Annotated in this window: 26 protein-coding genes; 5 read left to right on the forward strand and 21 right to left on the reverse strand. The window is 68.6% G+C overall.

Annotation, left to right across the window (positions count from 1 at the left end):
* Positions 1-20: 20 nt before the first annotated feature.
* The 8 genes from CPZ00_RS10220 to CPZ00_RS10255 all read right to left on the reverse strand — a co-directional run bounded on the left by CPZ00_RS10220 (position 21) and on the right by CPZ00_RS10255 (position 9,136).
* The gene (locus CPZ00_RS10220) at positions 21-590 is read right to left on the reverse strand and encodes a DUF7261 family protein (protein ID WP_157744224.1); all 570 of its coding nucleotides are present in this window, start codon (positions 588-590) and stop codon (positions 21-23) included.
* Positions 587-1,126, reverse strand: coding sequence for a DUF7262 family protein (locus CPZ00_RS10225; protein WP_199243349.1), 540 nt, complete (start codon positions 1,124-1,126; stop codon positions 587-589). Before CPZ00_RS10225 ends, CPZ00_RS10220 begins: the two co-directional genes overlap by 4 nt.
* Positions 1,127-1,137: 11 nt before the next feature.
* Positions 1,138-1,863, reverse strand: a complete 726-nt coding sequence (locus CPZ00_RS10230; RefSeq protein WP_157744225.1) for a DUF7263 family protein — start codon at positions 1,861-1,863, stop codon at positions 1,138-1,140.
* Complete coding sequence (locus CPZ00_RS10235; RefSeq protein WP_233255073.1) at positions 1,860-2,381, reverse strand: DUF7266 family protein; 522 nt, start codon at positions 2,379-2,381, stop codon at positions 1,860-1,862. The genes CPZ00_RS10230 and CPZ00_RS10235 overlap by 4 nt, the downstream gene beginning before the upstream one ends.
* Positions 2,371-3,267, reverse strand: coding sequence for a DUF7289 family protein (locus CPZ00_RS10240; protein ID WP_096390789.1), 897 nt, complete (start codon positions 3,265-3,267; stop codon positions 2,371-2,373). The genes CPZ00_RS10235 and CPZ00_RS10240 overlap by 11 nt, the downstream gene beginning before the upstream one ends.
* A complete protein-coding gene (locus CPZ00_RS10245) occupies positions 3,264-5,375 on the reverse strand; it encodes a type II secretion system F family protein (RefSeq protein ID WP_233255074.1) in 2,112 nt (703 codons plus the stop codon). The genes CPZ00_RS10240 and CPZ00_RS10245 overlap by 4 nt, the downstream gene beginning before the upstream one ends.
* Positions 5,372-7,864 carry a type II/IV secretion system ATPase subunit gene (locus tag CPZ00_RS10250; protein WP_394338438.1) on the reverse strand — a complete coding sequence of 831 codons (2,493 nt, stop codon included), beginning with the start codon at positions 7,862-7,864 and terminating at the stop codon, positions 5,372-5,374. Before CPZ00_RS10250 ends, CPZ00_RS10245 begins: the two co-directional genes overlap by 4 nt.
* 321 nt (positions 7,865-8,185) lie before the next feature.
* Positions 8,186-9,136: a DUF7260 family protein gene (locus CPZ00_RS10255; protein WP_096390792.1), complete on the reverse strand. Its 951-nt coding sequence runs from the start codon at positions 9,134-9,136 to the stop codon at positions 8,186-8,188.
* Between the two features lie 260 nt (positions 9,137-9,396).
* Between CPZ00_RS10255 and CPZ00_RS10265 the strand changes: the two genes are divergently transcribed.
* The 3 genes from CPZ00_RS10265 to CPZ00_RS10275 are packed head-to-tail and all read left to right on the forward strand — an operon-like array spanning position 9,397 to position 11,795.
* Positions 9,397-9,813, forward strand: a complete 417-nt coding sequence (locus tag CPZ00_RS10265) for a cobalamin B12-binding domain-containing protein (RefSeq protein WP_096390794.1) — start codon at positions 9,397-9,399, stop codon at positions 9,811-9,813.
* A 2-nt stretch (positions 9,814-9,815) separates the two neighbouring features.
* On the forward strand, positions 9,816-10,820 hold the full coding sequence (gene meaB, locus CPZ00_RS10270; protein ID WP_096390795.1) for a methylmalonyl Co-A mutase-associated GTPase MeaB: 1,005 nt from the start codon (positions 9,816-9,818) through the stop codon (positions 10,818-10,820).
* A gap of 45 nt (positions 10,821-10,865) precedes the next feature.
* Complete coding sequence (locus tag CPZ00_RS10275) at positions 10,866-11,795, forward strand: alpha/beta fold hydrolase (RefSeq protein WP_096390796.1); 930 nt, start codon at positions 10,866-10,868, stop codon at positions 11,793-11,795.
* Between the two features lie 12 nt (positions 11,796-11,807).
* Here the strand turns inward: CPZ00_RS10275 and CPZ00_RS10280 are convergent, their stop codons facing one another.
* The 11 genes from CPZ00_RS10280 to CPZ00_RS10325 all read right to left on the reverse strand — a co-directional run bounded on the left by CPZ00_RS10280 (position 11,808) and on the right by CPZ00_RS10325 (position 20,940).
* The gene (locus tag CPZ00_RS10280) at positions 11,808-12,224 is read right to left on the reverse strand and encodes a Zn-ribbon domain-containing OB-fold protein (protein WP_096391680.1); all 417 of its coding nucleotides are present in this window, start codon (positions 12,222-12,224) and stop codon (positions 11,808-11,810) included.
* 134 nt (positions 12,225-12,358) lie between these two features.
* Positions 12,359-13,525 (reverse strand): thiolase C-terminal domain-containing protein, encoded by a 1,167-nt coding sequence (locus CPZ00_RS10285; protein ID WP_096390797.1) that lies wholly within the window; start codon positions 13,523-13,525, stop codon positions 12,359-12,361.
* Between the two features lie 147 nt (positions 13,526-13,672).
* Positions 13,673-14,425: a proteasome assembly chaperone family protein gene (locus CPZ00_RS10290; protein ID WP_096390798.1), complete on the reverse strand. Its 753-nt coding sequence runs from the start codon at positions 14,423-14,425 to the stop codon at positions 13,673-13,675.
* A gap of 36 nt (positions 14,426-14,461) precedes the next feature.
* Entirely contained in the window at positions 14,462-14,677 is a 216-nt protein-coding gene (locus tag CPZ00_RS10295; protein WP_096390799.1) for an RNA-protein complex protein Nop10, read from the reverse strand.
* A 66-nt stretch (positions 14,678-14,743) separates the two neighbouring features.
* A complete protein-coding gene (locus tag CPZ00_RS10300) occupies positions 14,744-15,544 on the reverse strand; it encodes a translation initiation factor IF-2 subunit alpha (protein ID WP_096390800.1) in 801 nt (266 codons plus the stop codon).
* Between the two features lie 17 nt (positions 15,545-15,561).
* Positions 15,562-15,735: a 30S ribosomal protein S27e gene (locus CPZ00_RS10305; protein ID WP_096390801.1), complete on the reverse strand. Its 174-nt coding sequence runs from the start codon at positions 15,733-15,735 to the stop codon at positions 15,562-15,564.
* Positions 15,736-15,737: 2 nt separating this feature from the next.
* Complete coding sequence (locus CPZ00_RS10310; RefSeq protein ID WP_096390802.1) at positions 15,738-16,019, reverse strand: 50S ribosomal protein L44e; 282 nt, start codon at positions 16,017-16,019, stop codon at positions 15,738-15,740.
* 392 nt (positions 16,020-16,411) lie between these two features.
* Positions 16,412-17,512: a tyrosine decarboxylase MfnA gene (mfnA, locus tag CPZ00_RS10315; protein WP_096390803.1), complete on the reverse strand. Its 1,101-nt coding sequence runs from the start codon at positions 17,510-17,512 to the stop codon at positions 16,412-16,414.
* A 114-nt stretch (positions 17,513-17,626) separates the two neighbouring features.
* Entirely contained in the window at positions 17,627-19,960 is a 2,334-nt protein-coding gene (ppsA, locus tag CPZ00_RS10320; RefSeq protein WP_096390804.1) for a phosphoenolpyruvate synthase, read from the reverse strand.
* A 147-nt stretch (positions 19,961-20,107) separates the two neighbouring features.
* Positions 20,108-20,239: a hypothetical protein gene (locus CPZ00_RS16025; protein ID WP_269845464.1), complete on the reverse strand. Its 132-nt coding sequence runs from the start codon at positions 20,237-20,239 to the stop codon at positions 20,108-20,110.
* Positions 20,240-20,406: 167 nt separating this feature from the next.
* Positions 20,407-20,940, reverse strand: a complete 534-nt coding sequence (locus CPZ00_RS10325) for an inorganic diphosphatase (protein ID WP_096390805.1) — start codon at positions 20,938-20,940, stop codon at positions 20,407-20,409.
* A gap of 235 nt (positions 20,941-21,175) precedes the next feature.
* Here CPZ00_RS10325 and CPZ00_RS10330 point away from each other — a divergent pair, with 235 nt between their 5' ends.
* Positions 21,176-21,535 (forward strand): PadR family transcriptional regulator, encoded by a 360-nt coding sequence (locus CPZ00_RS10330; RefSeq protein WP_096390806.1) that lies wholly within the window; start codon positions 21,176-21,178, stop codon positions 21,533-21,535.
* A 171-nt stretch (positions 21,536-21,706) separates the two neighbouring features.
* On the opposite strand, the gene CPZ00_RS10335 is transcribed toward CPZ00_RS10330, so the two are convergent.
* A complete protein-coding gene (locus tag CPZ00_RS10335; protein WP_394338417.1) occupies positions 21,707-22,468 on the reverse strand; it encodes a DUF7108 family protein in 762 nt (253 codons plus the stop codon).
* A gap of 45 nt (positions 22,469-22,513) precedes the next feature.
* Positions 22,514-23,104, reverse strand: coding sequence for a ribonuclease HI (gene rnhA, locus CPZ00_RS10340; RefSeq protein WP_096390807.1), 591 nt, complete (start codon positions 23,102-23,104; stop codon positions 22,514-22,516).
* A 141-nt stretch (positions 23,105-23,245) separates the two neighbouring features.
* On the opposite strand from rnhA, the gene CPZ00_RS10345 reads away from it, so the two are divergent.
* Positions 23,246-24,262, forward strand: a complete 1,017-nt coding sequence (locus CPZ00_RS10345) for a transcription initiation factor IIB (RefSeq protein WP_096390808.1) — start codon at positions 23,246-23,248, stop codon at positions 24,260-24,262.
* Positions 24,263-24,317: the final 55 nt, after the last annotated feature.

A 24,317-nucleotide genomic window follows, 5' to 3' on the forward strand; every position in this document is an offset into this window, starting at 1 on the left:
CGTCCGGTCACGTCGTCGGCTCACGGCACGACGACGACCGTGGCCGTGGTCGTCCCGCTCGCCCGCCGGATGTCGACCTTGAGGGCGACGGCGACGACCGTCGTCGTTCCCGCGCGGTCCTGCACGACGACGCCGCGATCAGCCTCGCAGCCGCCGAAGACGCGGTTCGGACCGGCGGGACACGACGCCGCGCTCCGGGCCGCTGCGACCGAGGGTGCCGCCGTGACCGCGATCACCGTTCCGTCGCGGATCGTCGCCCCCTCAACCGCGTCGAGGTCCCCCTCGAGGCCGTCGTGATACGCCGACACCGCCGCCCGGCGATCGCTCCATCCGTACGCGCCGGCGACGTCACCGATCCGAATCGTCGCCGTTCGGTCGACTGCTTCGAGAACCGCGGCGTCGGCTCCGCCAGGGAATCCAGCCGGCCCGGCCGTTTCAACCGCCGGCTCCCGGGCCACGTCGCCCGCGTACCCGAGCTGCAGGTACGCGAGCGCGAGCGGCACGAGCGCCAGCGCGAGCGTGACCGCCGCGAGCAGGACGAGCTGGCCGCGGTCGCGACCGGCGCCGGCTCGCGTTCCGGTTCGGGTCACCGCCACACCGCCACGACGACTCGTCCGTTTCGCGTGTGCAGCGCCGCCCGGCCCACGGTCGCCCCGGACGGCGGTTCGGTCCCGACGTCGCCGTGGGGAGTCCTCACGTGATACCGGAGCCGGTCGGGGACGAGCGCGTCGGTGCGGGCGTCGATCGCCTCGCGCTCGGCCGCGAAGGTCTCCGGGGTCGCGATCGCCGCGGGAAGCGGCGCTCCGGTCGCGTTCCCGTCGCCGTCGTCCTCCGTCCCGGCCTCATCACCGAACATCGCCCCGGCCTCATCGCCGAGCACTGCCCCGCCCTCGTTCCCGAGCACCGTCGCGACGTCGGTCGCGTAGGCGTCGAGGTCCGCGGCCCCGGTGCCAGGATCCGGCGGCACAACGGTGAACGCGGTCGCGAGCGCCAGCACGAACGCCACGCCGATGGCCGCCTCGACGGCCGACAGCGAGAGCTGGCCGCGAGACGGCGGGGTGGACCCCTCCGTGGCCCCGTCGAGCGCGACGCGGGCGGCGGCATCGTCGGGTGCGCCGCTATCCATCGACGGTCACCCTATCCATCGACGGTCACCCTGAGGACCACCGGCGTTCGTCGCTCGTGCTCGATCCGTACCTCGACCACGCCGATCCCCGTGAACGCGACGGTCGCGGCTCGCCCTCGAGGAAGATCGACCGTCGCCGAACCCCGGATCCCGTCCGGCCGGTGCAGCACCACCCGGTCGTTTACCCGAACCGCGGTCACGTTCCCGGAGACGATCCTGACTGTAGCGGTTCGTGCGGCGGCGGATGCCTCCCGCGTAGTCTCCCCGTCAACGTGGACACGGTGAGTTCGGTTTTCTGAGTGCGCGAGGACCGCGATCCGGCTCGTGCGTTCGCCCCCGCGGACCGACCCACGCTCCAGGATCGTCCGTTCCTCGACCGGCAGCTCCGCGACCGCGTCGCCCGCGATCCGGATCCGGAACGCCCGTCCACGAACCGCCGGGACGGCGTTCTCGACCGTCTCGGCCGAGAGCGCCAGCGTCGCCTCCCGGTCGAGAACGTTCCGGCGCCGCGTCGTCGGTCCCTCCGGATCGACGAGCACGTCGGCCAGCGTGACCGCAGCACCGCGGGTCACGCCGTCGCGTTCCGCGGCCGTTCGGGCCTCGTCGGCGACCGAGACGGCGAGCACGGTCGCCGAGGTCAGGATCACGAGCGCGACGACGAGCGTCGGAAACGCAGCCTGGGCACGAGCGCGTTCGGGACCGCCACGCTCGATCCCACGCTGTCGCGGCACGGTCATCGATTCACCAACTCCACCGTCAGCCCCGTCTCCACCCGACGAACCACGACGAGCGTCCGTGCGTCGCTCCGCCAGGTGCTTGCCGTCCCCGCCGGCTCCGTTGGGAAGGCAAGCCGCCGCCGGCCGCCGACGGCCGGGTCCGGGTGCTCGAGCGTGAGCGCCCCGTCGGCGAACCGGATCCGATATGATTCGCCCCGGATCGTCTCCGGGAGGTCGACCGCCCGCCTGGTCGTCGCCGAGCGGACCGCCGACGAGCGCGGATCCGGCGGGACGGCCGACGTGATCGCGTGACCGGCCGCGGTCAGCGTCCGGTCGCCGACCTCCTCCGCGACCGCCGACCGGTAGTCCGGAACCACGCCGCCGTAGAGCGCGGTCGACAGCGTGGCCACGAACAGCACGACGATGCCGATCTCCAGGAGTTTGCCGGCGACCGGCGTCACGGCACGGGACCGGGTCGTCGACGCGGTTCGGGATCGGGTCGGCGTTCCGTGGGTTCGGAGCGGCGGCTTACGACCCATTCGTCACCTCCAGATCCAGATCGATGGTGCGGACCAGAAGGTACCCCTCCCGATCGCCGTCGACCGTCACGACCACGCTCCCGTAGTCGTCGCCGGCGAACCGTCGTCGGTCGATCGACAGCGAGGGATCCGCCTCGGGATCGTTTGCGGCGGCCCGGTCGCCAGTCCGCCGGATCGCCCGTTCGACTGCGGCCGGGGTCGACGTCTCGATGGCGATCCGGACGGGTCCGGTTCCCAGGTCCCGCTCGTCGTGATCGACCACCATCCGAAGGCGAGCAGTCCCGCCCGACGCGTCGATCGTTCCGTCGACTGCCCTGCCGTCCGCCCTGCCGGCCGTCCGGCTACCCGCACCGACCGCCCCGCCGCCCCGGATCACGGGGATCGTAGCCACGAACGCGTCCTCGCCGACGAGGAGCGCCGGATCCCGGACGGCGATCGCGCCGTCGCCGTACTCCCGGACGACGAGCCCGGCGACGCTCACGACGCGCTGGTTCCCCGAGTTCGGGACGTAGCGGATCCCGTTCGCCTCGAGGGACTGCCAGCCGTCGCCGTCGTGTACCCGGACGGTTCGGTCGATCGTGTCGATGCGACCGCCGGACAGTCGGACCGATGCCGTCGTCCGGCCGCCGCGGGCGGTCGCGTCGATCGCGTCGGTCAGGTCGGCGGTCGTCGTTTCCATCCCGATCGCCCGCGCGTGCTCCTCGATGACGACGCCCGCACCGGCCGTGATCAACCCCAGGCTCGTGACCGTGATCGCGATGAGGAGCGTCACTCCGACGACCGTCGATTGGCCGCGGCCAGTCGCTCGGACGCCGTCGGTCGGCGGTTTCCCGTCGGTGGTCGGCCCCGAACGTGGCGTCACGGGATCCCGTGCATCCGGGCTCACAGCAGCCCGACCCCCGCGAAGACGACGTAACAGACCCCGACGAGAACGCCGGAGTGCAACAGCGCCTCGTACCAGCCGCGGGAGGCGACCCCCGCGAACCAGCCCGACGCGAGCATCGTCGCCTGAAGCACGACGTAGAAACGATACCGCTCGCGCTCGGGGCGTATCGTTCCGGGATCGAACCGGACGGCCGAGGCATCCGAGACGGCCGAGAGCTGGGCGAACCCGTCGATGACGTGGAGGTTGACCGCGACGACGATCCCGATGACCAACAGCGCCGCCGTCCAGCCCACCGCGACGTACACGAGCATCGCGGACCGAAGCGCTCGTTTCTGGTGGTAGAGCCGTCCGATCTCCGTCTGGAGCGTCTCGAAGACCGTTTGGGTGTCGCTGCCGGCGTCGAGCGCCCCCGTGATGAGCCCCACCGTCTGCTCGGCCAGCGGCGTCCCGACGTTCTCGACGAACCGGTTCAGCGCCGCGGTTCGGACCGTTTTCCGTTCGGCCTCGGCGCTGGCGATCCGTTCGGCCCCCGCGTCGGCGTTCCCATCGGGTTCCGCATCGGCGTTCGTCGACCGATCGAGGACGTTCCGCGCGGCCCGCTCGTTTCCGGTCGTCAGCGAGAGGTTGAACGCCAGGTCCGCCACGTCGGCGTCGAGCGCGCCGAGGTCGACGTCCCGAGCGACGAGCGCGACCGCCTCCGGGAAGGGGCGACCGAGCGAGACGTGCCCCGAGACGGCGTGGACGAAGTCCTTGATCTCCCGGTCCTTCGCGTCGTCGAGTCGGGCGCGCCGGACCGAGACGATCCCGGTCGGCACGGCGAAGAGGACGTAGCCGAGCGCCACGACGTTGACCGGATCGACGCCGGCGTTCGCGAGCACCGCGCTCGCGCCGATCGCCGGACCGGCGACCACCGCCGCCGCGGATCGAGGATTGACGGGAACGCTCCGACACAGCGCCACCACCCCGTCCGGCAGCTCGTAGTGCGTCCGCTGGTCGGGCGGCCGCAGCCGTTCGACCATCGTCGACGAGGCGAGCCCGACGACCAGGATGAACGCCGCGCTGCCGTAGACGATCGCGGCGCGCGTCGACGTCGAGCCGACCGGCGTGTGGATCGGATCCGACAGGCCGGGCGCGATCACCCCGATCACGGTCAGGACGATGACCAGCAGCGTCGGCAACACCAACAACACGATGAACAGCTCCGAGAGCAGCTCCAGGAACCCCTCCGCGCGCTTTCGGGCCCGGTCCTCCCGATGGCCGAGCATCCGCCCCTCCATCGCGAGGTAGTTGCCGAGGGCGTCCTCGCCCTGGTTGGCGTGTTCGCGGAACTTGAGGAGGAAGGGCGCCAACAGGTCGTTCGAGGGCGTATCCCGCGCGACGCGCCCGAGCGCCTGATCGAGACTGCCCGTCAGGCGCGCGCTGTTGAGCGCGGCCCGGAAGGCGACGGCCGTTTCGCCGTAGGCCTCGTTGGCTGCCGTCTTGCGGATCATCCCGCGTGCGGTGTCGCTGCCCGACGAGAGCGCGTGCAGGTATCGGACCGCGCCCGGAAGGGTGCGCTCGATGTCCGTCCGCCGAGCGGTCGCGATCCACCGGAGGTACGATCCGCCGCCGCGGACGACGCCACGCTTTGCGACGGCGCCGGCGAGAACCGCCGCGCCGAGGACGACCCACTCCGGCGGGAGCCGGGCGAGTCCGATCCCGTCGGTCGGCAGCCCCGACGCGAGCGCGGCGTCGACCCGGGTCAGGAGGGCCGGCGAAAGGCCACGTCCGATCAGCACGACGGGCATCGCGACTGCGACGCCGACGGCCCACGAGAGGCCGTATATTCGAGCGAGCAGCACGTCGAACGCGGTCCGTATCGCGGTTGCCCGATACCGGTCGCGGTCGCGAGCGTGCCGAGCCGCGTCGGCGTGCCGGGCGAACAGCGCGTGTAGCCCGCGGTCGACCGCGGAGACGCCCGAGTCGGTTCCGACGACCGATCGATGCGGCTCGGCGGGGTCGATGTCGGATTCCGCCGTCCCGTCGCGATCGCCGCGTTTCGACCCGTTCCCGAGCGCCGTGGGGGGCGTCGCCATGGTGCTCGAAACTGCCGGATCCCCGTCGCTCATTCGGCAGCCTCGCTTCGGGACTCCTCGTCGAAGCGATCGGTTCCGGGAACGCCGTCGTTCGTGGCGTCGTCATCGGGGCCCCCGTTTTCCGGCGCTGCGGGACTGCCCTCGTTCGATTCGGTGCCGGCGTCGGTCGATCGGAGCGCGCGCTCGACCGTCGCGGCCTCGTCGGTCCGCAGATCCGAGAGGAACTCGAAGAGCGCCTCGAAGTCGTCGACCCCCTCAGCGGCGAGGTAGCGAACGTACCGGTGTTTTCGGTGGAACTCGGCCTCGACGTCGGCGACGTCGCGGTCGGTCCGCTCCGCGAGCCGGGTGAACAGCGCGAAGCCGAGGGATCCCTCCGTGGCCGTACCGCGGTCGGTCTCGCCGACCGCCGACGTCGCGTCGTCCCCGTCGCTCGCCAGCGCCGGGTGGTCGTACTCGATCGCGAACGTCCCGTCGGTGTCACGCCAGGCGACCGTGTTCCAGTGCACCGTGGTCCCGTCCTTCCGTATCGTGCCGCCGCCACCCCGCCGCCGTACGCCGTCGGTCCCCCGGAGCGCGGCGCCGTCGAGCGCCTCGAACTCCTCGTCCGAGAGGATCTCGACGACGTGTGCGACGTATCGCTCCCCACGAGTCTTGTGGGGGAACACCACCAGATCCAGCTCGCGAAGCAGGTACGCCGGCAGCCCCTGCTCGATCACCCGGTTGACGAGCGTCTCGACGTCCTCGGCGTGTGTGGTTCCGAGCACCCCGTGGCCAGTATTCAGGGTCTCGGCGAAGGTCGCGAAGGACGCCGGCGTGTTGATCTCCGCGATGACCTCGACGTCGGGGTTTAAATAGTTCGTCTCGGTCATCAGCTCCGCCATCGTCACCCGCTTGTACTCGTTCTCGTGGTCGCGGGTCGTCAGCGAGACGCCCGTCTCGTGGGGGAGATGGACCTCGCGTGACCCCTCGTCGATCGATATCGGTCGGTCGTCGAAGGGGATAAACGGCATATGCGCGTTCATCAACGTCGTCTTCCCGACGCCCGTCGGCCCGGAAAAGAGCACGACACCGTGGTGTTCATACAGCAGCCACAGCAGCGTCACCAGCTCCGTCGAGAGCGCGTCCCGGTCGAGCAGGTCGACCGGCGTCATCGTCTCCGCCGACTGTTTGCGGATCGAGACGTGGGGACCACCCTCGGAGATCACCGGCAGCGCGACCGCACACCGGATCGTCTCCGCGACGCCGTCGACGTCGAGGTTCACCTTCGCCGAGGGGCGCGCGGCGTTGAGCTCAGTGCCGTCGCTGGCGGCCAGCTGGGTCACCACGTTGACGAACTCCCGCTCGGTCGTGAACGCCAGGTTGGTCGGCACGCGGTCGCCGGCGCCGCCGGCATCGTCGAAGACGGTCGTTCGCGGCACGACCTTGATCCGTTCGTCCACCCGGTTCGCCTCGATGTCCTCCAGGTTCGGGTCGCGTATCGGAACCGTCAGGATGCCCTCGCCGACGTAGTCACGCAACACGTAGTAGACGAGGTCATCGAGCCGATCGCGGGCGTAGCGGGAGTCGATCGGGGGAACGGCGAGCCCGTAGGCTGCAAGCGTCGACCGAACCCGGTAGCGCGTCGCCTCGAGCCACGCGCGGGCGTTGTTCGCCAGCAGCCGTCGCGCGAGGAATCGCCGGGCTCGGTCGGCGACGAACGACTCCCGATCGGTCACGACGCGGTCGACGTTGGACTCCCAGATCCGGGATTTGCACTCGTCGATCAGCGCTTCGTCGCCCGGCAGTAGGTCCGGCTCGAGGACCGCGTACTTCGTCTCGAACCTGTCTGAACCGAGGAGCCGCTCCCGGTAGATGACCACGTCCACGTCGAAGCCGGCGAAGGGAACCGTATACCGGTGGAGCCGCTCGCCGGCGACGCGGTCGACGTATCGGGCGTCCGCGGAGACGCCGGTTCGGACCGGCGCGAACGACTCCGTATGGACGACCAGCTCGTCGGAATCGCCCACGTCGGCCACCTCGATCCGGGGATCCACCGCGAGCGGCGTCAGATCCTCGAGCAGCCGTAGCTCGCTCAACGCGTGGTGATCGATCCGCCGGCGGGCGGCCGGCGTCGTCTCGAGTAGCCGGTCGATCGCCCGCTCGTATTTCGGCTCGAACCCGCGGTTCGCCCGCTCGAGTACGCCCTGTCTGGTGAGCGGACGCCGATGGCGGGTCGCCGAGAAGTGGTCCCGAATCGTCGCCAGGGCGGCCTCGTCGGTCGGCGACAGCGGCGGCCGGCGGCTCTCGTGGACGAACTCGCCGTCGCGTTCCCGGATCGTGGTGACGATTCCCGAGACCGGCTCGTACTGTGCCCGGACCGCGGGCGCGTACCACGCGTCCGGATCGTCCGGCGGCCGCGGCGCGGGGACCGCCGTGGCTGGCCAGGACGTCCTTCCGTTCCGATCCGTCCCCGTACCGCCCTCGCTGCCGTTCCCGGCATCATTCCCGCTTCGTTCCTCCTCGGCCGACGACCGCACACTCACGTCTTCCACCTCACGGAGATTCTATTCAAATTTACTGTATTTAAGTATTTATTTCGTGTAACAATTTCTAATTATATATTGGCGACGGCGAGCCATTCGCGGCGATCCCCTCGGCGAGGTCCTCGTCCGTTCTGCCGGTCGAACGTCTTCCGTTTTGCCGGTCGAACGTCTTCCATTCTGCCGGCCGACGCACGCCGTCACATCGAGCGAAGGGAAGACGGAAAACGATTCGAACGGAGGTCAATACCACCGCGGTCGGACGCACGGCGACGCACGCGAAAGGGGAACAGAACAGCCCCCATCGTGGCGACCGGTCGGTGCTCAGTCGATCCGCGCGATCCGGTCCTCAAGGGTTCGCCGATCCGACCGAATGTGGTCGACCACTTCCGCGACCGTGGCCAAGACGGGGTGTCGCGGTCCCTCGAGACCTTCGTAGAGGTACGCATAGAAGTCGGGGTCGCGTTCGGTGCGGCGGGTGAACGGCGGGTCCCGAAGCAGTTCCTGCCGGTCCGAGACGACCTCCTCGCAGGACTTCTCGAGGTCACCGAGGGACCGCCACACGTCGACTAAGGCGTCGAAGGACGGCTTCGATCGGCCCTCCGCGAGGTGGGCCTCGAGGTTGTTCCGGGTACGCTCGACGCGTTCGAGCCGAGCGTTCGAGGACTCCAGCTCCGCCAGCTCGGCGTCGACTGCCGACAGCAGCCGCTCCCGTGCCTGCGCCGCGCTTTGCCCGCGGTCCAAAAGCGTCGTCCGCAGCGCCGGCGGGAGTCGATCCTCCGTTTGGATCGCCCTCGCGACGTCCTCGCCGAGTTCCTCGGCGACGCTCATCGGGAACGAATCGTCGTATTCCTCGGCGTAGTGTGGCACCGACATCACGGTCTCGCGGTACGCCTCGCGCGTCTGAACCAACCCGTCATCGGGCGGATCCGCGGAATCCGGCGGGAACCCGGCCAGTCGAACCGCGCCGTGCCCGGCCGGTTCGGCAGTCGTTCCCGATTCACGTGGCGTGACGCGCCGGAGCCGGTCGGTGAACTCCTCGAAGGCGTCCCGTTCGTCGACGACCCGGCGTCGCTCCTCACGAACGTGCGAACTCGCGTCGGCGATGTACGCGAACGCCGCGAAGACGGCGATTGAGGCGAACACGATGACCGAGACGACCGCCGGATCCGCGAGGAGATCCGCCGTCTGACAGGTTAGATCGGCACATTCCGCGGCCAGAGGGTCCCGCGCGCCGATACGGAAGGAGACGCTTGCGGTCGACGAAAGTGACATGGTATGTGTACTCACACACTCGATCACGAAAGCTTTTCCGTCCGATCCCGATTTCCGGGAGCGGCCTGCGGTTGCGTAATCGTCACGATCACCGATTGCGTAATCGTCACGATCACCGATTGCGTAATCGTCACGATCACCGATTGCGTAATCGTCACGATCACCGATTGCGTGACCGTCGCGATCGCCGGGCCGGTACTCGCCAGATCGCCGGTTCCGTGGGCGTCAGAGTGAAACCGTATCCCTGTAAATTGGCATCTATGCACACGACGGCGGACCGGCCGATCCGGTGTCTGATCGCCAAGGTCGGCCTCGACGGTCACGACCGTGGCGCGCACGTCATCGCTCGCGCGTTCCGTGACGCCGGCTTCGAGGTCGTCTACTCGGGGCTGCACCGATCCCCCGAGGAGATCGTCCGGGCGGCGATCCAGGAGGACGTGGACGTTCTCGGGATCTCGATCCTCTCGGGTGCCCACGACACCCTCGTCCCCGACGTGATCGAGGGACTTCGGAAGGCCGGCGCCTTCGCGGACACGCTCGTTCTCGTCGGCGGCATCGTTCCCCCCGAGGACGAACGCCGGCTGAAGGAGCTCGGCGTGGCCGAGGTCTTCGGACCGGGAACACCCACGGGAGAGACGGTCGCGTTCGTCCGCGAGCACGTCCGGGAGCGTGTCTAACGATGCCAGGTCGGGGTGAGAACGTCGACCCGGACGCGGTCGTCGACGCTCTGCTCGCGGGCGACGAGCGAACGCTCGCGCGCGTCATCAGCCGGATCGAGAACCGCACCGAGGGCGTCCGTCCGGTCCTCGCCCGGCTCTCCCGTCACGCCGGCGAGGCGACCGTGATCGGGATCACCGGCGCACCCGGTGCGGGGAAATCGACCCTGGTCGACGGGCTCGTCGACGCCTATCGCGAACGCGATCTGACCGTCGGGGTCCTCGCGATCGATCCGTCCTCCCCGTACTCCGGCGGAGCCGTTCTCGGGGACCGGATCCGGATGCACCGGGACGGCGACGCGGGCGTCTTCGTTCGCTCGATGAGCGCTCGCGGTCGCCTCGGCGGACTGTCCCGGGCGGCCGCCGAGGCCGTCACCGTCCTCGACGCCGCCGGCTTCGACGTGGTCCTGATCGAGACCGTCGGCGCGGGGCAAAACGAGGTGGACGTCGTTCGCGCCGCCGACACCGTCGCCGTGCTCGTCCAGCCCGAATCCGGGGACGACGTCCAGCTGCTCAAGGCGGGCGTTCTGGAGATCGCGGACGTCTTCGTCGTGAACAAGGCGGACCTGGAGGGGGCGAGCCGGACCGTCGCCCGGCTCGAGGAGATGCGGCGCCTGCGCGAGCGGGCGACGACCGACCGCTCGTCCGAGACCGACGAATGGACGCCACCGATCGTGGAGACCGTCGCGACGACGGGGACGGGGATCGCCGACCTGATCGACGCCCTCGACGCCCACCGGAACCACCTGATCGAGACCGACGGGTTTGCGACGACCGCCCGCAGCCGCCACGCTGCCACGATACGCGCCCTGCTCCGTGCGGACCTCGAGGCGCTTCTCGAGACGACGCTCGAACGGCAGGGCGGGATCGACGGCCTCGTCCGGCGCGTGGAGGCGGGCGAAACGGACCCCTACGCCGCCGTCGAGTCGATGGTCGCTCCGATCGAGGACTGCCTCGAGGATCGCTGAATCGGAGCCCACGACGTATAAGTCACGGACGCGTCAAGGATCCGTATGAACCGACCACGACTCCTCGGCGGACTCGCGCTCGGTGCCGGCGCCGTCGCGGCCTGGACGCGACGCTCCCGCATCGATCCGGACGCACTCGAGCCCGCCTTGGACGGCGAGGAACGGTCGTATCGGTGGCGCGGGATGGACGTCGCCTACGTCGTCGCCGGCGACCCCGATGCCCAACCGCTGGTGCTCGTGCACGGGGTCAACGCCGCCGGCTCAGCCGGCGAGTGGCGAGCGGTCTTCGACGCCCTCGCCGAGGAGTACCGGGTGATCGCGCCGGACCTGCCCGGATTCGGCCGGTCCGACCGCCCGGCGCTGCGCTACTCGGCTGCCCTGTACACGGATTTCCTTCGGGAGTTCCTCGCGACGTTCGACCGGCCGCGGGTCATCGCCTCCTCGCTGTCGGCCGCCTACGTCGCCGACGTCGCCGGCGATCCGGACGTCGACCTGCGGAGCCTCCTGCTGGTCGTTCCGACGACCGTTGCCGGCCCCGACCCGCCGAAGACGTGGCTCCGCGAGCTCCTCCGGTCGCCCGTCCTCGGCGAGGCGCTCTTCGGACTGATCGCCTCGAAGCCCTCGATCCGCTATTTCAACGCCGACCACGGCTACGACGACCCCGACGCGGTCGGGGAGGACTGGATCGACTACGAGTGGCGGACCGCCCACGTCGCCGGCGCCCGGTTCGCGCCGGCCTCCTTCATCGCGGGCCACCTCAACGCCGCGGTGACCCTGTCGGACGCGCTCGAGACGGCGGCCGTCCCGGTCACGCTCGTGTGGGGGCGCGAGACGGAGCTCACGCCGCTTTCGGAGGGTCGCGAGCTCGCGACGGCGGTCGACTGTCCGCTCGTGGTCTTCGACCGTGCAAAGCTGTTGCCCCACGTCGAACATCCCGAGGCGTTCCTCGGAGTCGTCGCGGACCACCTCGCCTGACCGACGTCCCTGCTACTCCTCGACGGGATCGAAGACGAGCGTTCGGTCCCCGTTTGACCGCCGCTCGACGCCCGCCTCGACCGGATCGCCGATCGCGATCGGCTCCGGGTTCGTCTGCTGTTCGTCGTCCGCTTCCGTCTCTGGATCGACTCCGCGAACGACCCCGGTGAGCCGAACCGACCCGAAGTCGGCGATCGCGGTCACGTAGGGCGTCTCGTCGGCGAACGCCGGCGTGCCCACGTGGACGACGGTGAACGTCTCGACGGTCCCCGCTGACGGAAGCGCCGTCTCCGAGAGGTCGGTCACGCCGCAGTCGGGACAGACGTGCCGCGGCGGCAGCGACGCGTGCCCGTTCGGACACGTGAGGGCGTAGCCCTCGCCGTCCGCGACCGCGTCGAGCCACTCGTCGTATCCCGTGTTTCGGACGATCCCGCTCGTCGTTCCACCCTCCGTGTTCGTCCCATCCGTCTCGTCCGTGCCCGTCTCGTCCGCGGCGTCCGCGGCGTCCGCGGCGTCCGCGGCGTCCGCGGCGTCGGTCCCGCCGGCGTCGTGGGGCGCGTCGCTCACGCGACCACCTCCAGCACGTGGACGACCGCGGTCGCGACGCTTCCGCCGGCGTTGTGCGCGACCCCGATCGAGGCGTCCGGGACGTGGTCGCTGTTGGGGTGATCTCCCCGGAGCAGCCGCGTCAGCTCGACGATCTGTGACCCGCCGGTCGCGCCGACCGGATGGCCCTTCGCCTTGAGGCCCCCCGAGAGGTTCACCGGGATCGCGCCGTCCGCGGCGGTGGCCCCCTCCCGTGCGGCCGTGATCCCCTCGCCGACCGGGAACAGTCCCAGCGACTCCGTGGCCATCACCTCCGCGATCGTGAAGCAGTCGTGGACCTCCGCGACGTCGACGTCCTCGGGTTCGACGCTCGCCTCCCCGTAGGCCGTCTCCGCGGCTCGCGTCGCGGCCGGCGTCTCCGCGAGTCGGTCGCGGTCGCCCAGCGCCAGCCGGTCGGTCCCCTGTCCGGACCCGCTCACCGCGACCGGCGCCTCGACGTCGTGGGCGGCCGCGTAGGAGTCGGAGACGAACACGACGGCGCTTGCACCGTCCGTGATCGGACAGGCGTCGAACAGGTGAAGCGGCGTCGCCACCGGCGGGGCCGACAGGGCCTCCTCGACGCTCACCGCCCGGCGGAACTGGGCGTACTCGTTCGGGATCGCGTGATCGTGGTTCTTGCTCGCGACGTGCGCCAGATCCGTCCGCGTCCCGCCGAACCGGTCGAAGTACGCGCGCGCCATCAGCCCGTACGCCCCGGGGAAGGTCATCCCCGAACGGACCTCGAGGAGGTCGTCCGCCGCCGTGGCCAGCCCCGCGGTGACGTCAGCGGTCTCGAGGTGGCTCATCCGCTCCATCCCGCCGGCGACGACGACGTCCGCCTCGCCGGACCGGACCGTCCGGACGGCCTCCCGGACCGCGACCCCGGCGGAGGCACACGCCTCCTCGTACCGCGTGGCCGGACACGACAGCCCCGCGGCCTCGGCCATCAGCGGGGCCTGATGGCCCTGCCGCTCGGCGAGCGATCCCATAAAGTTCCCGTAGTTGAGCGCGTCGACGTTCGCTCGCGGAACCCCCGCGTCGGCGATGGCGGCGGCGGCTGCCTCCGCGAAGAGGTCACGCCCGGTTCGGTCGGGATGACTGCCGAAGGGCGTGAGCCCGACTCCGGCGATGCGTGCGGTTCCCATACACACACGATCATCGTCGATCCGTATAGGCCTGCCGAAGGGTCGTCACTCGTCGACGTCGTGTGATTTCATCCGAACCATCGACCGAAAACGTCGTCAAACGGATCGACGATCGACGAAGCAATGATCACCTCGACGAACCGAGCGTTACCCGATGTATCGCAGCTCGTCGTCGCCGACCGCCGGTCCGTCCTGCATCTCCTGGATCTTGCCGGCGACCTCCTCCATCTCCTCGGCTCGCTCCTCGAGGGAGTCGAACGCGACCTCGAAGCCGAGCCGTTTCTGCAGCACCTCAAGCACCGCCCGGGCGCTCTTGGGGTCGACGAGGTACCCGCTCGTCTCACCCATCAGGCAGGCCGCGTCGAACCCGCGACGTTCGCCGAGTCCGAGGATCAGCCCCGAGACGCCGACGATCCCGCCCGCCGGCTCGTCGGCGCGGAACTGGACGTCCACGGCCTCCAGTTCCTCGCGCAGCTCCGCGTTGCTGACCGCGCCGAGGACGGTGTACTCCTCGACGAGTTCGCCGGTCGGGACGCCCCCGAGCGCGTACGCCCGGCGCACGCCGAACTCCTCGGCGACGTCGAGAAACGCCGAGGTCAGCCGATAATGGCCGGCGTTCGTCGCTGCCTGGTGATCCCCGGTCAACACCAGCAGGTCCGTGCCCTCGGTCTCGACCGCGTGAAACTCCGCACAGGTCAGCTCGGTGACGCCGTCGTCGTCGACGGTCACCTGCGGGGGAAACTCGGTGGTGTAGACCCGCCGTACGAGCGTGCCGTCACCCTCCTCCAGAAGCTGCTCGGCCGCCAGCTTCCCGACGTGGCCCACGCCCGGAAGCCCCTCGATCAGCACCGGGTCCTCGAGCTCCGGCGTCGCGACCACGTCGATCTCGATGTCGTCCATACCGTACACTCCCGGCCGCGGCGCATAAGTGCGTGGCTATTCGGATTCCGCGTCCTCGCCGTCAACGGAGCGTTCCCCGGATCGTCGCCGTGCTCGGCGTCGATACTCGCCGTGGCGGTCCTCGGGTGAAAACGGCGGCGGCGCACTGTTCTCGGCCGCGGCTCCACAGTCGGGACACCGCTCTTTGAAGGTGTACACCGGCCGTTCGTGGGTCGTCCGCCACTCGCTGCAGCGGCGGATCGGCGATTTCACGTTCGGCCCTCCAGGTCCCGCGGACGATGGTCGCCGGGCGTGTGGGGAATCACGGTCCCGACCGAGTTACTCGTCGTCCTCGCGTCGTTCACGGTGGAACTCGCCGCTACCGCCGGTCGCCTCGATCGACTCGCGGGCGCGTTCGGCGGCCGCCTCAAGCTGGTCCTCGGCCGTCTTGTAGTCCGGGGCCTTGACTTGGATGCGGTACTCCGGCGACCCGACGTAGGAGACCGTCAACTCGACCTCGTCCGGAACGTCCCCGTTCCCCTCGGCGGCCTGCAGCGCCTCCTTCAGCCGGTCGACGCCGTCGGGATCGAAGCTCTCGAGGTCGACGTACCCGGTCACGTTGACGTACGGGACCGAGACGTTCTCCCGCGCCGTCTCGACGATCGTCTCGACGACGTCGTCGTCCAGATCGACGTCCGCGAGCGCGTCCTCGCCGTGGATCGCGGCGCTCTCGAAGGCATCGTACAGCGAGTCGTGTTCCGCGAGCAGGGCGTTCGCGACCGTGCTGTAGCGGTCGTCGGAGACGTCCTCGCCGAGGGCCAACAACATCCAATTGTCGGCCTTCTGTTCGTTCTTCCACTCCTGGATCTTCTCCTTGCGCTGGTGTTCGTTGACGTCCTTGATCGAGAGGTCGATCTGCTGGGACGACTCGTCGACGTCGAGCACCTTCGCGACGACCGTCTGTCCCTCCCGGACGTGGTCCCGGACGTTCTTGATCCAGCCGGAGGCCACCTCGCTGATGTGACAGAGGCCGCGTTTGTTCTCGTACTCGTCGAGGTCGACGAAGACGCCGAAGTCGGCGATCTCGTCGATCTCGCCGACGACGAGTTCACCGGGTTCGGGCCAGCCGCTGTACTGCATTCTGGGGTTCGAGGCGGTTACCGCGCCTCAACGGTCTCGACGATCTCGCCTTCGATCGCGGCCTTGCCGCCGGTCGGCGTTGCCAGCGTCGTGCCGCAGACGGCACAGGCGACGCTTGAGGACGCCTTCTCGAAGACGGTCTGTTCGTTCTCACAGTCCCCGCAGGCGACGCGAAGGAAGTTCCCCGCCATCGTTACTCCTGGAACGTGAGGCGGCCGGCGCGCCAGCCTTCACGCATATGGGCCTTCCCGCAGTCGGAACAGCGGTACTTCAGGTGCGTCTTCTTGGTGGGCTTGTCGCCACCGGGCACCTTCGAGTATCCGCCGGCGTTGCCGATCGTCGCGAGCGCCCGGCGCCGCTGACGGGCGTCGCGTTTCAGACCGGTCTGGCGACCGGATCGAACCTTCTCCACCTCGTGTTCCTGGTGGGAATCGCAATGAGGACAGTACGTGTTAAAGCGGCGTGGCATCTCCATGGTATCTACCTTATCGGCGGGTTGGACACGGGCTCTTAAAACCTGTTTGGTCTGCGCCGCGGCCGGCGTCGCCCGTCCGTACGTTTATCACGGATATGGCAGCACCCGACGTATGCGCTGACCGCGACCGACCCCGTGCGCCGAGGCGGGTGCGCGACGACCGTGCGGGGATCGATCGACCGTCGCCTGTTCGCCACCCGCGATCATCCGTTAGTCACTGCTGGCCACCCGTCCGCCACTGCTGGCCACCCGTCCGCCACTGCTGGCCACCCGTCCGCCACTGCTGGCCACCCGTCTGCCACTGCTGGCCACCCGTCTGCCACTGCTGGCCACCCGTCTGCCACTGCTGGCCACCCGTCTGCCACTGCTGGCCACCCGTCTGCCACTGACGGTCACCCGTCCGCTCTTCGCCTCTTTCCGTTTGACCCGGCGATCCGGTCGAGATCCGCCAGGAACGCCTCCAGCGCGTCCCGCGTCACGTGTGGCATACAGACGATCCGCAACTCGCCGCGCTCGGTTCGTGCGATCTTCCAGCCCGCCGAGCGGAGCTTCTCGAAGGTCGGCGTCGTGATCGAGGCGGCAACGATCGGGAGGCTCGGGTCGACGACCTCGTAGCCCCGATCCGAGAAGGCCGCCGCGAGCCACTCGGCGTTCCGCTGGCATCGTGCCGCAGTCTCCCGGTAGCCGTCCGGCCACAGCTCCTCCATCGCGGCGACCGCCCCGGCAACCCCGGCCCCGCTTCGCGTTCCCGTTACGGTCGCTTGCGCGTGCGTCTCGAGATACGGCGTCTCGATCGCCAGCGCGTCGAGCGTCGCCGGCTCCCGGACCACGAGCCCGCCGGCCGGGACCACCGCCCGTCCGAACTTGTGGGGGTCGATGGTCATCGTGTCGATCGGCGCGTCCGCGAACGTCCACGACACGTCGCGAAACGGCAGGACGAACCCGCCCCACGCCGCGTCGACGTGCATTCGTGCGTCCGCCTCGTGAGCGATCGCGCACAGGTCCGGGATCGGATCGACCCGTCCGTACTCCGTGGAGCCCGCCACCCCGACGACGAGCGCCGTGTTTTCGTCCACCGCTGCGGACACCGCCTCCGGATCGGCTCGATGGTCGCGGTCGAGCGGGACCGTTCGGAGCTCCACCTCGAGCATCGCCGCGGCCTTTCGGAACGAGAAGTGCGCGCTCTCGGGCGCGACCACGTTGACGTCGTCACCCGACGCCAGGTTACGGGCCGCTCGGACCGCCTGGAGGTTCGCCTCCGTCCCGCCGGACGTGAGGTAGCCGTGTTCGGGCCCTCCCGCGGGGTGATCGACGACGGTACAGAGGAGATCGACTGCCCTCGATTCCAACTCCGCGACCGTCCCGTAGGTCGCGGGATCGCCGGGATTCGTCGCCAGGAACCGTTCGGCTGCCGTCCGAGCGGCCGGATGTGGTTCCGTACACATCGAGGAGAGGACGCGGTCGAACGATTGTGGTGTGTGCTGGCCGTTCATTCGTCGGGGTCGTGACTCATTTCCAGTTCGTGATCGCTTGCCGTCCGGGCTCTCGCCGGTCTGCCGGTCCGGACGCTGCGGTCCTAACCGGTGGTTTCGAGATGTTCGGTCCCGTCACCGGACCGAATCGAGCAGGATCCGTTGTTCCTTGCGTTTGACCTCGTGTTGCACGTCACGCACCGCGTCGATGTTCGCCGAGATGGAGGAGACGCCCTCCTCGACGAGGAAGTTCACCATCTCCGTCTTCGATCCTGCCTGTCCGCAGATGCTCGTGTCGATGCCGAGCTCGCGACACGTCTCGATGGTCCGTCCGATCAGCTCGAGCACCGCCGGATGGGTCTCGTCGAACCGTTCGGCGACGTGCTCGTTGTTCCGGTCGACCGCGAGCGTGTACTGGGTGAGGTCGTTCGTGCCGAACGACGCGAAGTCGATGCCCGCCGCCGCGAGCTCCTCGATACGGAGCGCGCTGGCGGGCGTCTCTATCATCACGCCCCATCGTCGCTCGTTCGGATCGATCCCGGCCTCGCGCATCTGTCGTTTGGCGGCCGCCAGGTCCGCGGCGTCGTTGACGAGCGGAAGCATCAACTCCACGTTATCGTACCCCATCTCGTAGATCCGGTCGAAGGCCGCCAGCTCCTGCTGGAAGACGTCCGGTTTGTCGAGACTCCGTCGGATCCCGCGCCAGCCGAGCATCGGGTTGTGCTCGCGGGGTTCGTCGGCGCCTCCCTCCAGGTCACGGAACTCGTCCGTCGGGGCGTCGATCGTTCGGACGCGGACGGGCCGGGGATAGAACTCCTCGGCGACGGTCCGGATCCCCTCGATGAGCTCGTCCTGGTAGGCCCGTGCGCCGTGGTCGGCAATGTAGCGTTCGGGCGTCTTCCCGAGCGTGAGCACCATATGCTCGATCCGGAGCAGGCCGACGCCGTCGGCGCCGGTCGCCGCGGCGCGCTCGGCAGCCTCGGGGATCGAGACGTTGACCTTGACCTCGGTCGCGGTCATCGGCTTCACGGGCGTCTGCGGTCGCGCGGCCTCGACGGGTTCGAACTCCTCGGCCGGTTCGGCCTCGCTGTCGGCGCCGGCGCGGATGGTTCCCTTGTCGCCGTCGATCGTGACCTGTTGTCCGTTCTCGAGCTGCTTGGTCCCGGTTCGCGTCCCGACGACCGCCGGCACCCCGAGCTCCCGGGAGATGATCGCCGCGTGGCTCGTCATACCGCCCTCGTCGGTGACGATCCCGGCAGCACGTTTCATCGCGGGCACCATATCGGGCATCGTCATCTCGGTCACGAGGATGTCGCCCTCCTGTACCTGATCGAGATGGTCGAGCTTCGTGACGATCCGGACGGTGCCCGAGACCACGCCGGGGCTCGATCCGAGGCCCTGCACGAGGACGTCCTCGTCCTCGTCGGTCTCGTCGACCGTCCCGCTCGCGTGGTTGGCGGCGTCCGTGTCGACGTCTTCGGCGAGCTCCGCGTCCTCCGCACCGGCGTCCGACGCGGACTCGGAGATCGTCGTGATCGGACGCGACTGCAGCATAAAGACTTCCTCGCCCACGATCGCCCATTCGACGTCCTGCGGCTGGCCGTAGTGGTCCTCGACGCGCTCGCCGAGCTCGACGAGCGACTCGATCTCCGCGTCGCTCAACACGCGCTCGGACCGGCGGTCCGCCGGGACCTCGCGCTCGACGGTCTCGCCGGTCTCGGAGTCCTTCTCCATCATCGTCTTCTTGTCCGCGACGGTGACGTCTGAGACGGCCTTCTCGACGCGGTCGTACACGTAGTTGTCGGGGGAGACGGAGCCCGAAACGACCGCCTCGCCGAGCCCCCACGCGGCCTCGATAATGATCTGCGGATCGCCGGTCGAGGGGTGGCTCGTGAACATCACGCCGGACTTTTCGGCGTCGACCATCCGCTGGACGACGACGGCGATGTCAACGTCCTCGTGGGGAAATCCCTGCTGTTGCCGATAGTATATGGCACGCTGGGTGAACAGCGAGGCCCAACACTCCTTGACGCGCTGGAGGAGCTTCTCCTCCCGGACGTTGAGATACGTCTCCTGTTGACCTGCGAAGGACGCGTCGGGGAGGTCCTCGGCGGTCGCCGACGATCGAACGGCGACGAACGCCTCCTCGTCGTCCGTGCCGAGCTGGCGGTAGCTCTCGACGATCTCCTCGCGAACCGACTCGGGTAGGTCGGTTCCGAGGATCAGTTCCGACGCCCGCTCCTCGGCGGCTCGAAGCGCGTCGGAGTCCTCGGGGTCGACGTCGACGGCCGCGAAGAGCTCCTCGTCGATCCCGGCCTCCTCGATGAAGGTTCGATACGTCTCGGCGGTCACCGTGAACCCCGGCGGGACGGGCAATCCGGCACCGGTAAGCTCACCGAGCGAGGCCGCCTTGCCGCCGACCGTCTCGAGGTCGTCAGCGTCCACGTCGTCCAGCCAGAGTACAGCCATTGCCTATACTCGGGTGTCTGCGAGCCGACTCAAGAAACTTCCGAACCGAATGGTGGCGGTAGTCAGTGACATCGACCGAGGATCCCCGACGGCGGCGGTCGTGACCATCGGACGTTCCGTTTTGGGATCTCGAAACGGCGGAGTCGGCTATTCCGACTCGGGCTCGGTTCCGGAATCGCCGTCCTCGCTCGCTCGATCGGTGGTCCGGTTCTCGTCCGTCGCGTTCGTCGGAACGATCGTCGGGTGGTCGATTCCGAACCGGGGAGATCGTGCTGCCATCGTGTGTCATCCGAGGGTTCCGACGGGGATATAATTACCCATACGCATAACTCATCGAACGAACGACGCCGTATTCGTGCCGAGCATACCGCCGCGATGGCAGCGGAAGAATTTCGGCTGGTCGTCGAGGCCGTTTTCGGGACTCGGCGAAACGTTCGTCGTCGGGACTAAGCGAAGTGTTCGTCGTACAGGTCCTGCGCGTGTTCGATCGCGTCGAGGGCCGCCTCGCGGTCCTCCCACCCGAGCGTCTCGACTTCCTTGCCCTCCTCGAGGTTCTTGTAGGTCGCGAAGAACTCGTCGATCTCGTCGAGCGTCTGCTGCGGCACGTCCTCGAGGTCCTGGATGTGGTCGTAGCGGGGGTCCTCGCTCGGCACGGCGATGACCTTGTCGTCCTGCTCGCCGTCGTCGTCCATCTGCATCAGCGCGACCGGACGCGCCTCGATGACGCAACCGGGGAACGTCTGGTCCTCGACGAGCACCAGGACGTCGAAGGGGTCCTCGTCGTCGTAGTAGGTCTGCGGGATGAACCCGTAATCCGACGGATAGTGGACGTTCGAGTGGAGCACGCGGTCGAGGACGACGCCGGGAACGTCCTTGTCGTACTCGTATTTGTTTCGTTCGCCCTTCAGACACTCCACGACGGCGTAGATCGTTTCCGGCGGGTTCGGTCCGGTCTCGAGGTCTTCCCAGAGGTTCGTCATACACCCGCCCGTCCGGGAAACGGGCCCAAAGCACTTTCGAGTCGGAGCGGTCGGTGCTGGGGACTCGACGTCGACTGTGCTTTGAACGAAAAACAACTTACTATGGATTTATCCATATACTAAACGTAGAATATTATAAATGGATCCGTCGCAATCTTGCGATTTCAACTCGATCTTGCTGAAAACCCCATTCCGGTTGCGAAGCGTTATATATTCGGATCCCGTGGCTGCCAGTATGTCAGAGGCGCAAGCTGTTCGGAACGAGGGGGACATCGTCAGCGAGCTGACCGCGTTTCAACAGAACATCCTGGTCATCCTTTCGAAGGAGCCGATGTACGGGCTCGCGATCAAGCGGGAGCTCGAGGAGTATTACGGGGACGACGTCAACCACGGCCGGCTCTACCCGAACCTGGACGAACTGGTCGACATCGGGCTGATCGAAAAGAGCGAGCTCGACAAGCGGACGAACCAGTACGAGCTGACCGACGCGGGGCGACGCGTCGTCCTGTCCCGCCTCGAATGGGTCTTCTCGAAGTTCGTCACCGACGCCGAACGAGCCGGCGAGCTGCGGCAGCTCGTCGACGACAGCCGGTAGGGGGAGCTCCCGGCGACGTACCGGCGGTTGGCAACGTGTCGGGGACGCGTCGGCGACGTGTCGGCGCGTGCCGGCGGCGTACCGGGGACGCGTCGGGGATGCGTCGGAGATGCGTCGGATCCGGTGAGCGGCTATGATGGGTGGTGAAAGTGGGCGGCGAGGACGGAGCAATCACGAGTCGCCGGTCTCGTCATCGATCTCCGCGTCGTCGAGTTCCTCCACGAGCGCCAGTGATCGGTCGAGTAGTTCCCGTTGGTCCGCGCTGGGCCAGGCGTTCCGTGGGTAATACTCCGTGCGGAACTCCTCTCGTTCCGCGGCCGTCGCGTCGGTCACGCGCCGGACGTAGTGGTTGCTCATGAAGTCCGCGAACGCCCGGACGTTGGCGGCGTGATCCGGACCGTGTTCGGCCGCGATCCGGTCCACGACCGCGTCGTTTGCGGCCGCGATCTCGTCAAATCGGTCGGCGTCGCCCGGCCCCGACAGGGAGACCTCGACGGCACGGTCGGTCTCCTCGATGCGGTTGAGTTGTACCGTTCCGTCCGCCATCCACTCGCTCGGGTACAGCACGAGGGTGTCGTCCTCCTCGCGTACTCGCGGCGTGTAGTCGTGGTCGGCCGCGAGTTCGTCGCGCCGGCGCCGGTAGAGGTCGGCTGCCTCCGGATCGGCCGCGTTCCGGGCGAGCCGCGTCAGTCGCTCGGCCTCCTCGACGGCATCCGGCGGGACGTCGGGGATTCGGTCCGTCCCCTGGTCGTCGCCGGACGCCGTCATTGCGGTATCGTCGCCGGCCGCTCCGTCCTCGGGTTCCGTGTCGATCGACCGTTCGGTCGGCGCGAAATCGGTCATCTCGATCCGATCGAACGGCATCACGTCGTTTTTACCCGTCGATCCGCGGTCCGTCGACGGGATCGCTTGGAGGTCCGGCTCGTCGTCCACTGGCTCGTCGTTGACCGGTTCGGCATCTCCGGATGAGCAAAGCGGTCACTCGTCGAGCGCCTCGTTGGCGAGGTCGTCGGCCCGCTCGTTTACCGACCGGGGAACGTGCGCGATCGACCATCGGTCGAACTTCTCCAGGAGCGTCCGGGCGTCGACGCGGTACTCACGCAGCGTCGGGTCGTTCGTGTTCCACTCGCCCCGGACCTGCTTGACGATCAGCTCCGAGTCGCCCCGGACGTCGATCTCGTCGAACCCGAAGTCGGTGGCCGCCTCCAGGGCGGCGATCAGCGCCTCGTACTCGGCTTGGTTGTTCGTCGCGCGACCGATCCGCTCGCCCCCTTCCGCGACGATCCCGTCGCTCGTCACGAGACACCATCCGACTGCGGCCGGACCGGGGTTCCCGCGGGAGGCCCCGTCGAAGTAGACGTGGGCGCGATCCCCGGCGTCCCGCAGCAGGGCGGTCAGCGCGGTCGGCGAGGATCCCTGGACGACCACCGTCCCGTCGTAGGCGACCGCGACCGCCCCGTCACGCTCGGCTCGCCAGCGTTCGTGCGGGGTGTTCCCCGGCTTGATCTCGACGCCGGCCGCCGCCAGTCGCTCGCGGGCCTCGGACGGATCGCAGTCGATGGTCGGCATCGTCGGGTCCTCGTACCGCGCCGGATAAAGGGGCCTCGATCGTTCCGGATCGTGCCGGCGCCGATCACGGTCCCGTCGGCGCCTCGACCCCTGTTTCAGGCGAACATTTAACACGCCCGGAAGGGATACTATATAAATGCGATGACACGGCCCACCCGCCAGCGGGAGCACGACCGGCAGCGCACGCGACATGGCGACGAACGAACGGCCGAGGAGGAGGAGGAGGACGGGACGAGCGCGGACGCGGACGAGGTGGTCGCCGAGGACGTCGACGTCGACGACCTCGACCCCGAGGAACTGACGCGGACGGCCGACGGCGAGCTGATACACGAAGAAACCGGCCTCATCATCGAGGAGGAACAGATCGATCCCGGGCCGGAATGGCGGGCGTTCAACCACTCCGAGCGACAGGAGAAGTCCCGCGTGGGCGCGCCGACCACGCAGACGATGCACGACAAGGGGCTAACGACGACGATCGACTGGAAGGACAAGGACGCCTACGGACGGTCGATCTCGTCGAAGAAGCGCTCGCAGATGCACCGGCTGCGCAAGTGGCAGGAGCGCATCCGGACGAAGGACGCGGGCGAGCGGAACCTCCAGTTCGCGCTCTCGGAGATCGACCGCATGGCCTCCGCGCTGGGCGTCCCCCGCTCGGTCCGGGAGGTCGCCTCGGTGATGTACCGGCGTGCGCTGAAGGAGGACCTCATTCGAGGTCGGTCAATCGAGGGCGTCGCCACCTCCACCCTCTATGCGGCCTGTCGGAAGGAGGGCATTCCTCGCTCGCTCGAGGAGATCTCGGACGTCTCCCGCGTCGAGCGCAAGGAGATCGGTCGGACCTATCGCTACATCTCCCAGGAACTGGGCCTCGAAATGAAGCCGGTCGACCCGAAGAAGTACGTTCCGCGATTCTGTTCCGAGCTCGAACTGTCCGAGGAGGTCCAGTCGAAGGCCAACGAGATCATCGAGACCACGGCGGAGAAGGGGCTGTTGTCCGGCAAATCCCCGACCGGGTACGCCGCGGCGGCGATCTACGCGGCCTCGCTGCTGTGCAACGAGAAGAAGACCCAACGCGAGGTCGCCAGCGTCGCGCAGGTGACCGAGGTCACCATCCGAAACCGGTATCAGGAGCAGATCGAGGCGATGGGCATTCCGAACTAGACCGTTTCGATTCTCCCGAGCGGGCAACCTTCAAGCCGGTCGCCGCCGAAGCCGC

The organism is Halopenitus persicus (genome assembly GCF_002355635.1).
In the GTDB taxonomy this organism is placed as follows: Archaea; Halobacteriota; Halobacteria; order Halobacteriales; family Haloferacaceae; genus Halopenitus; species Halopenitus persicus_A.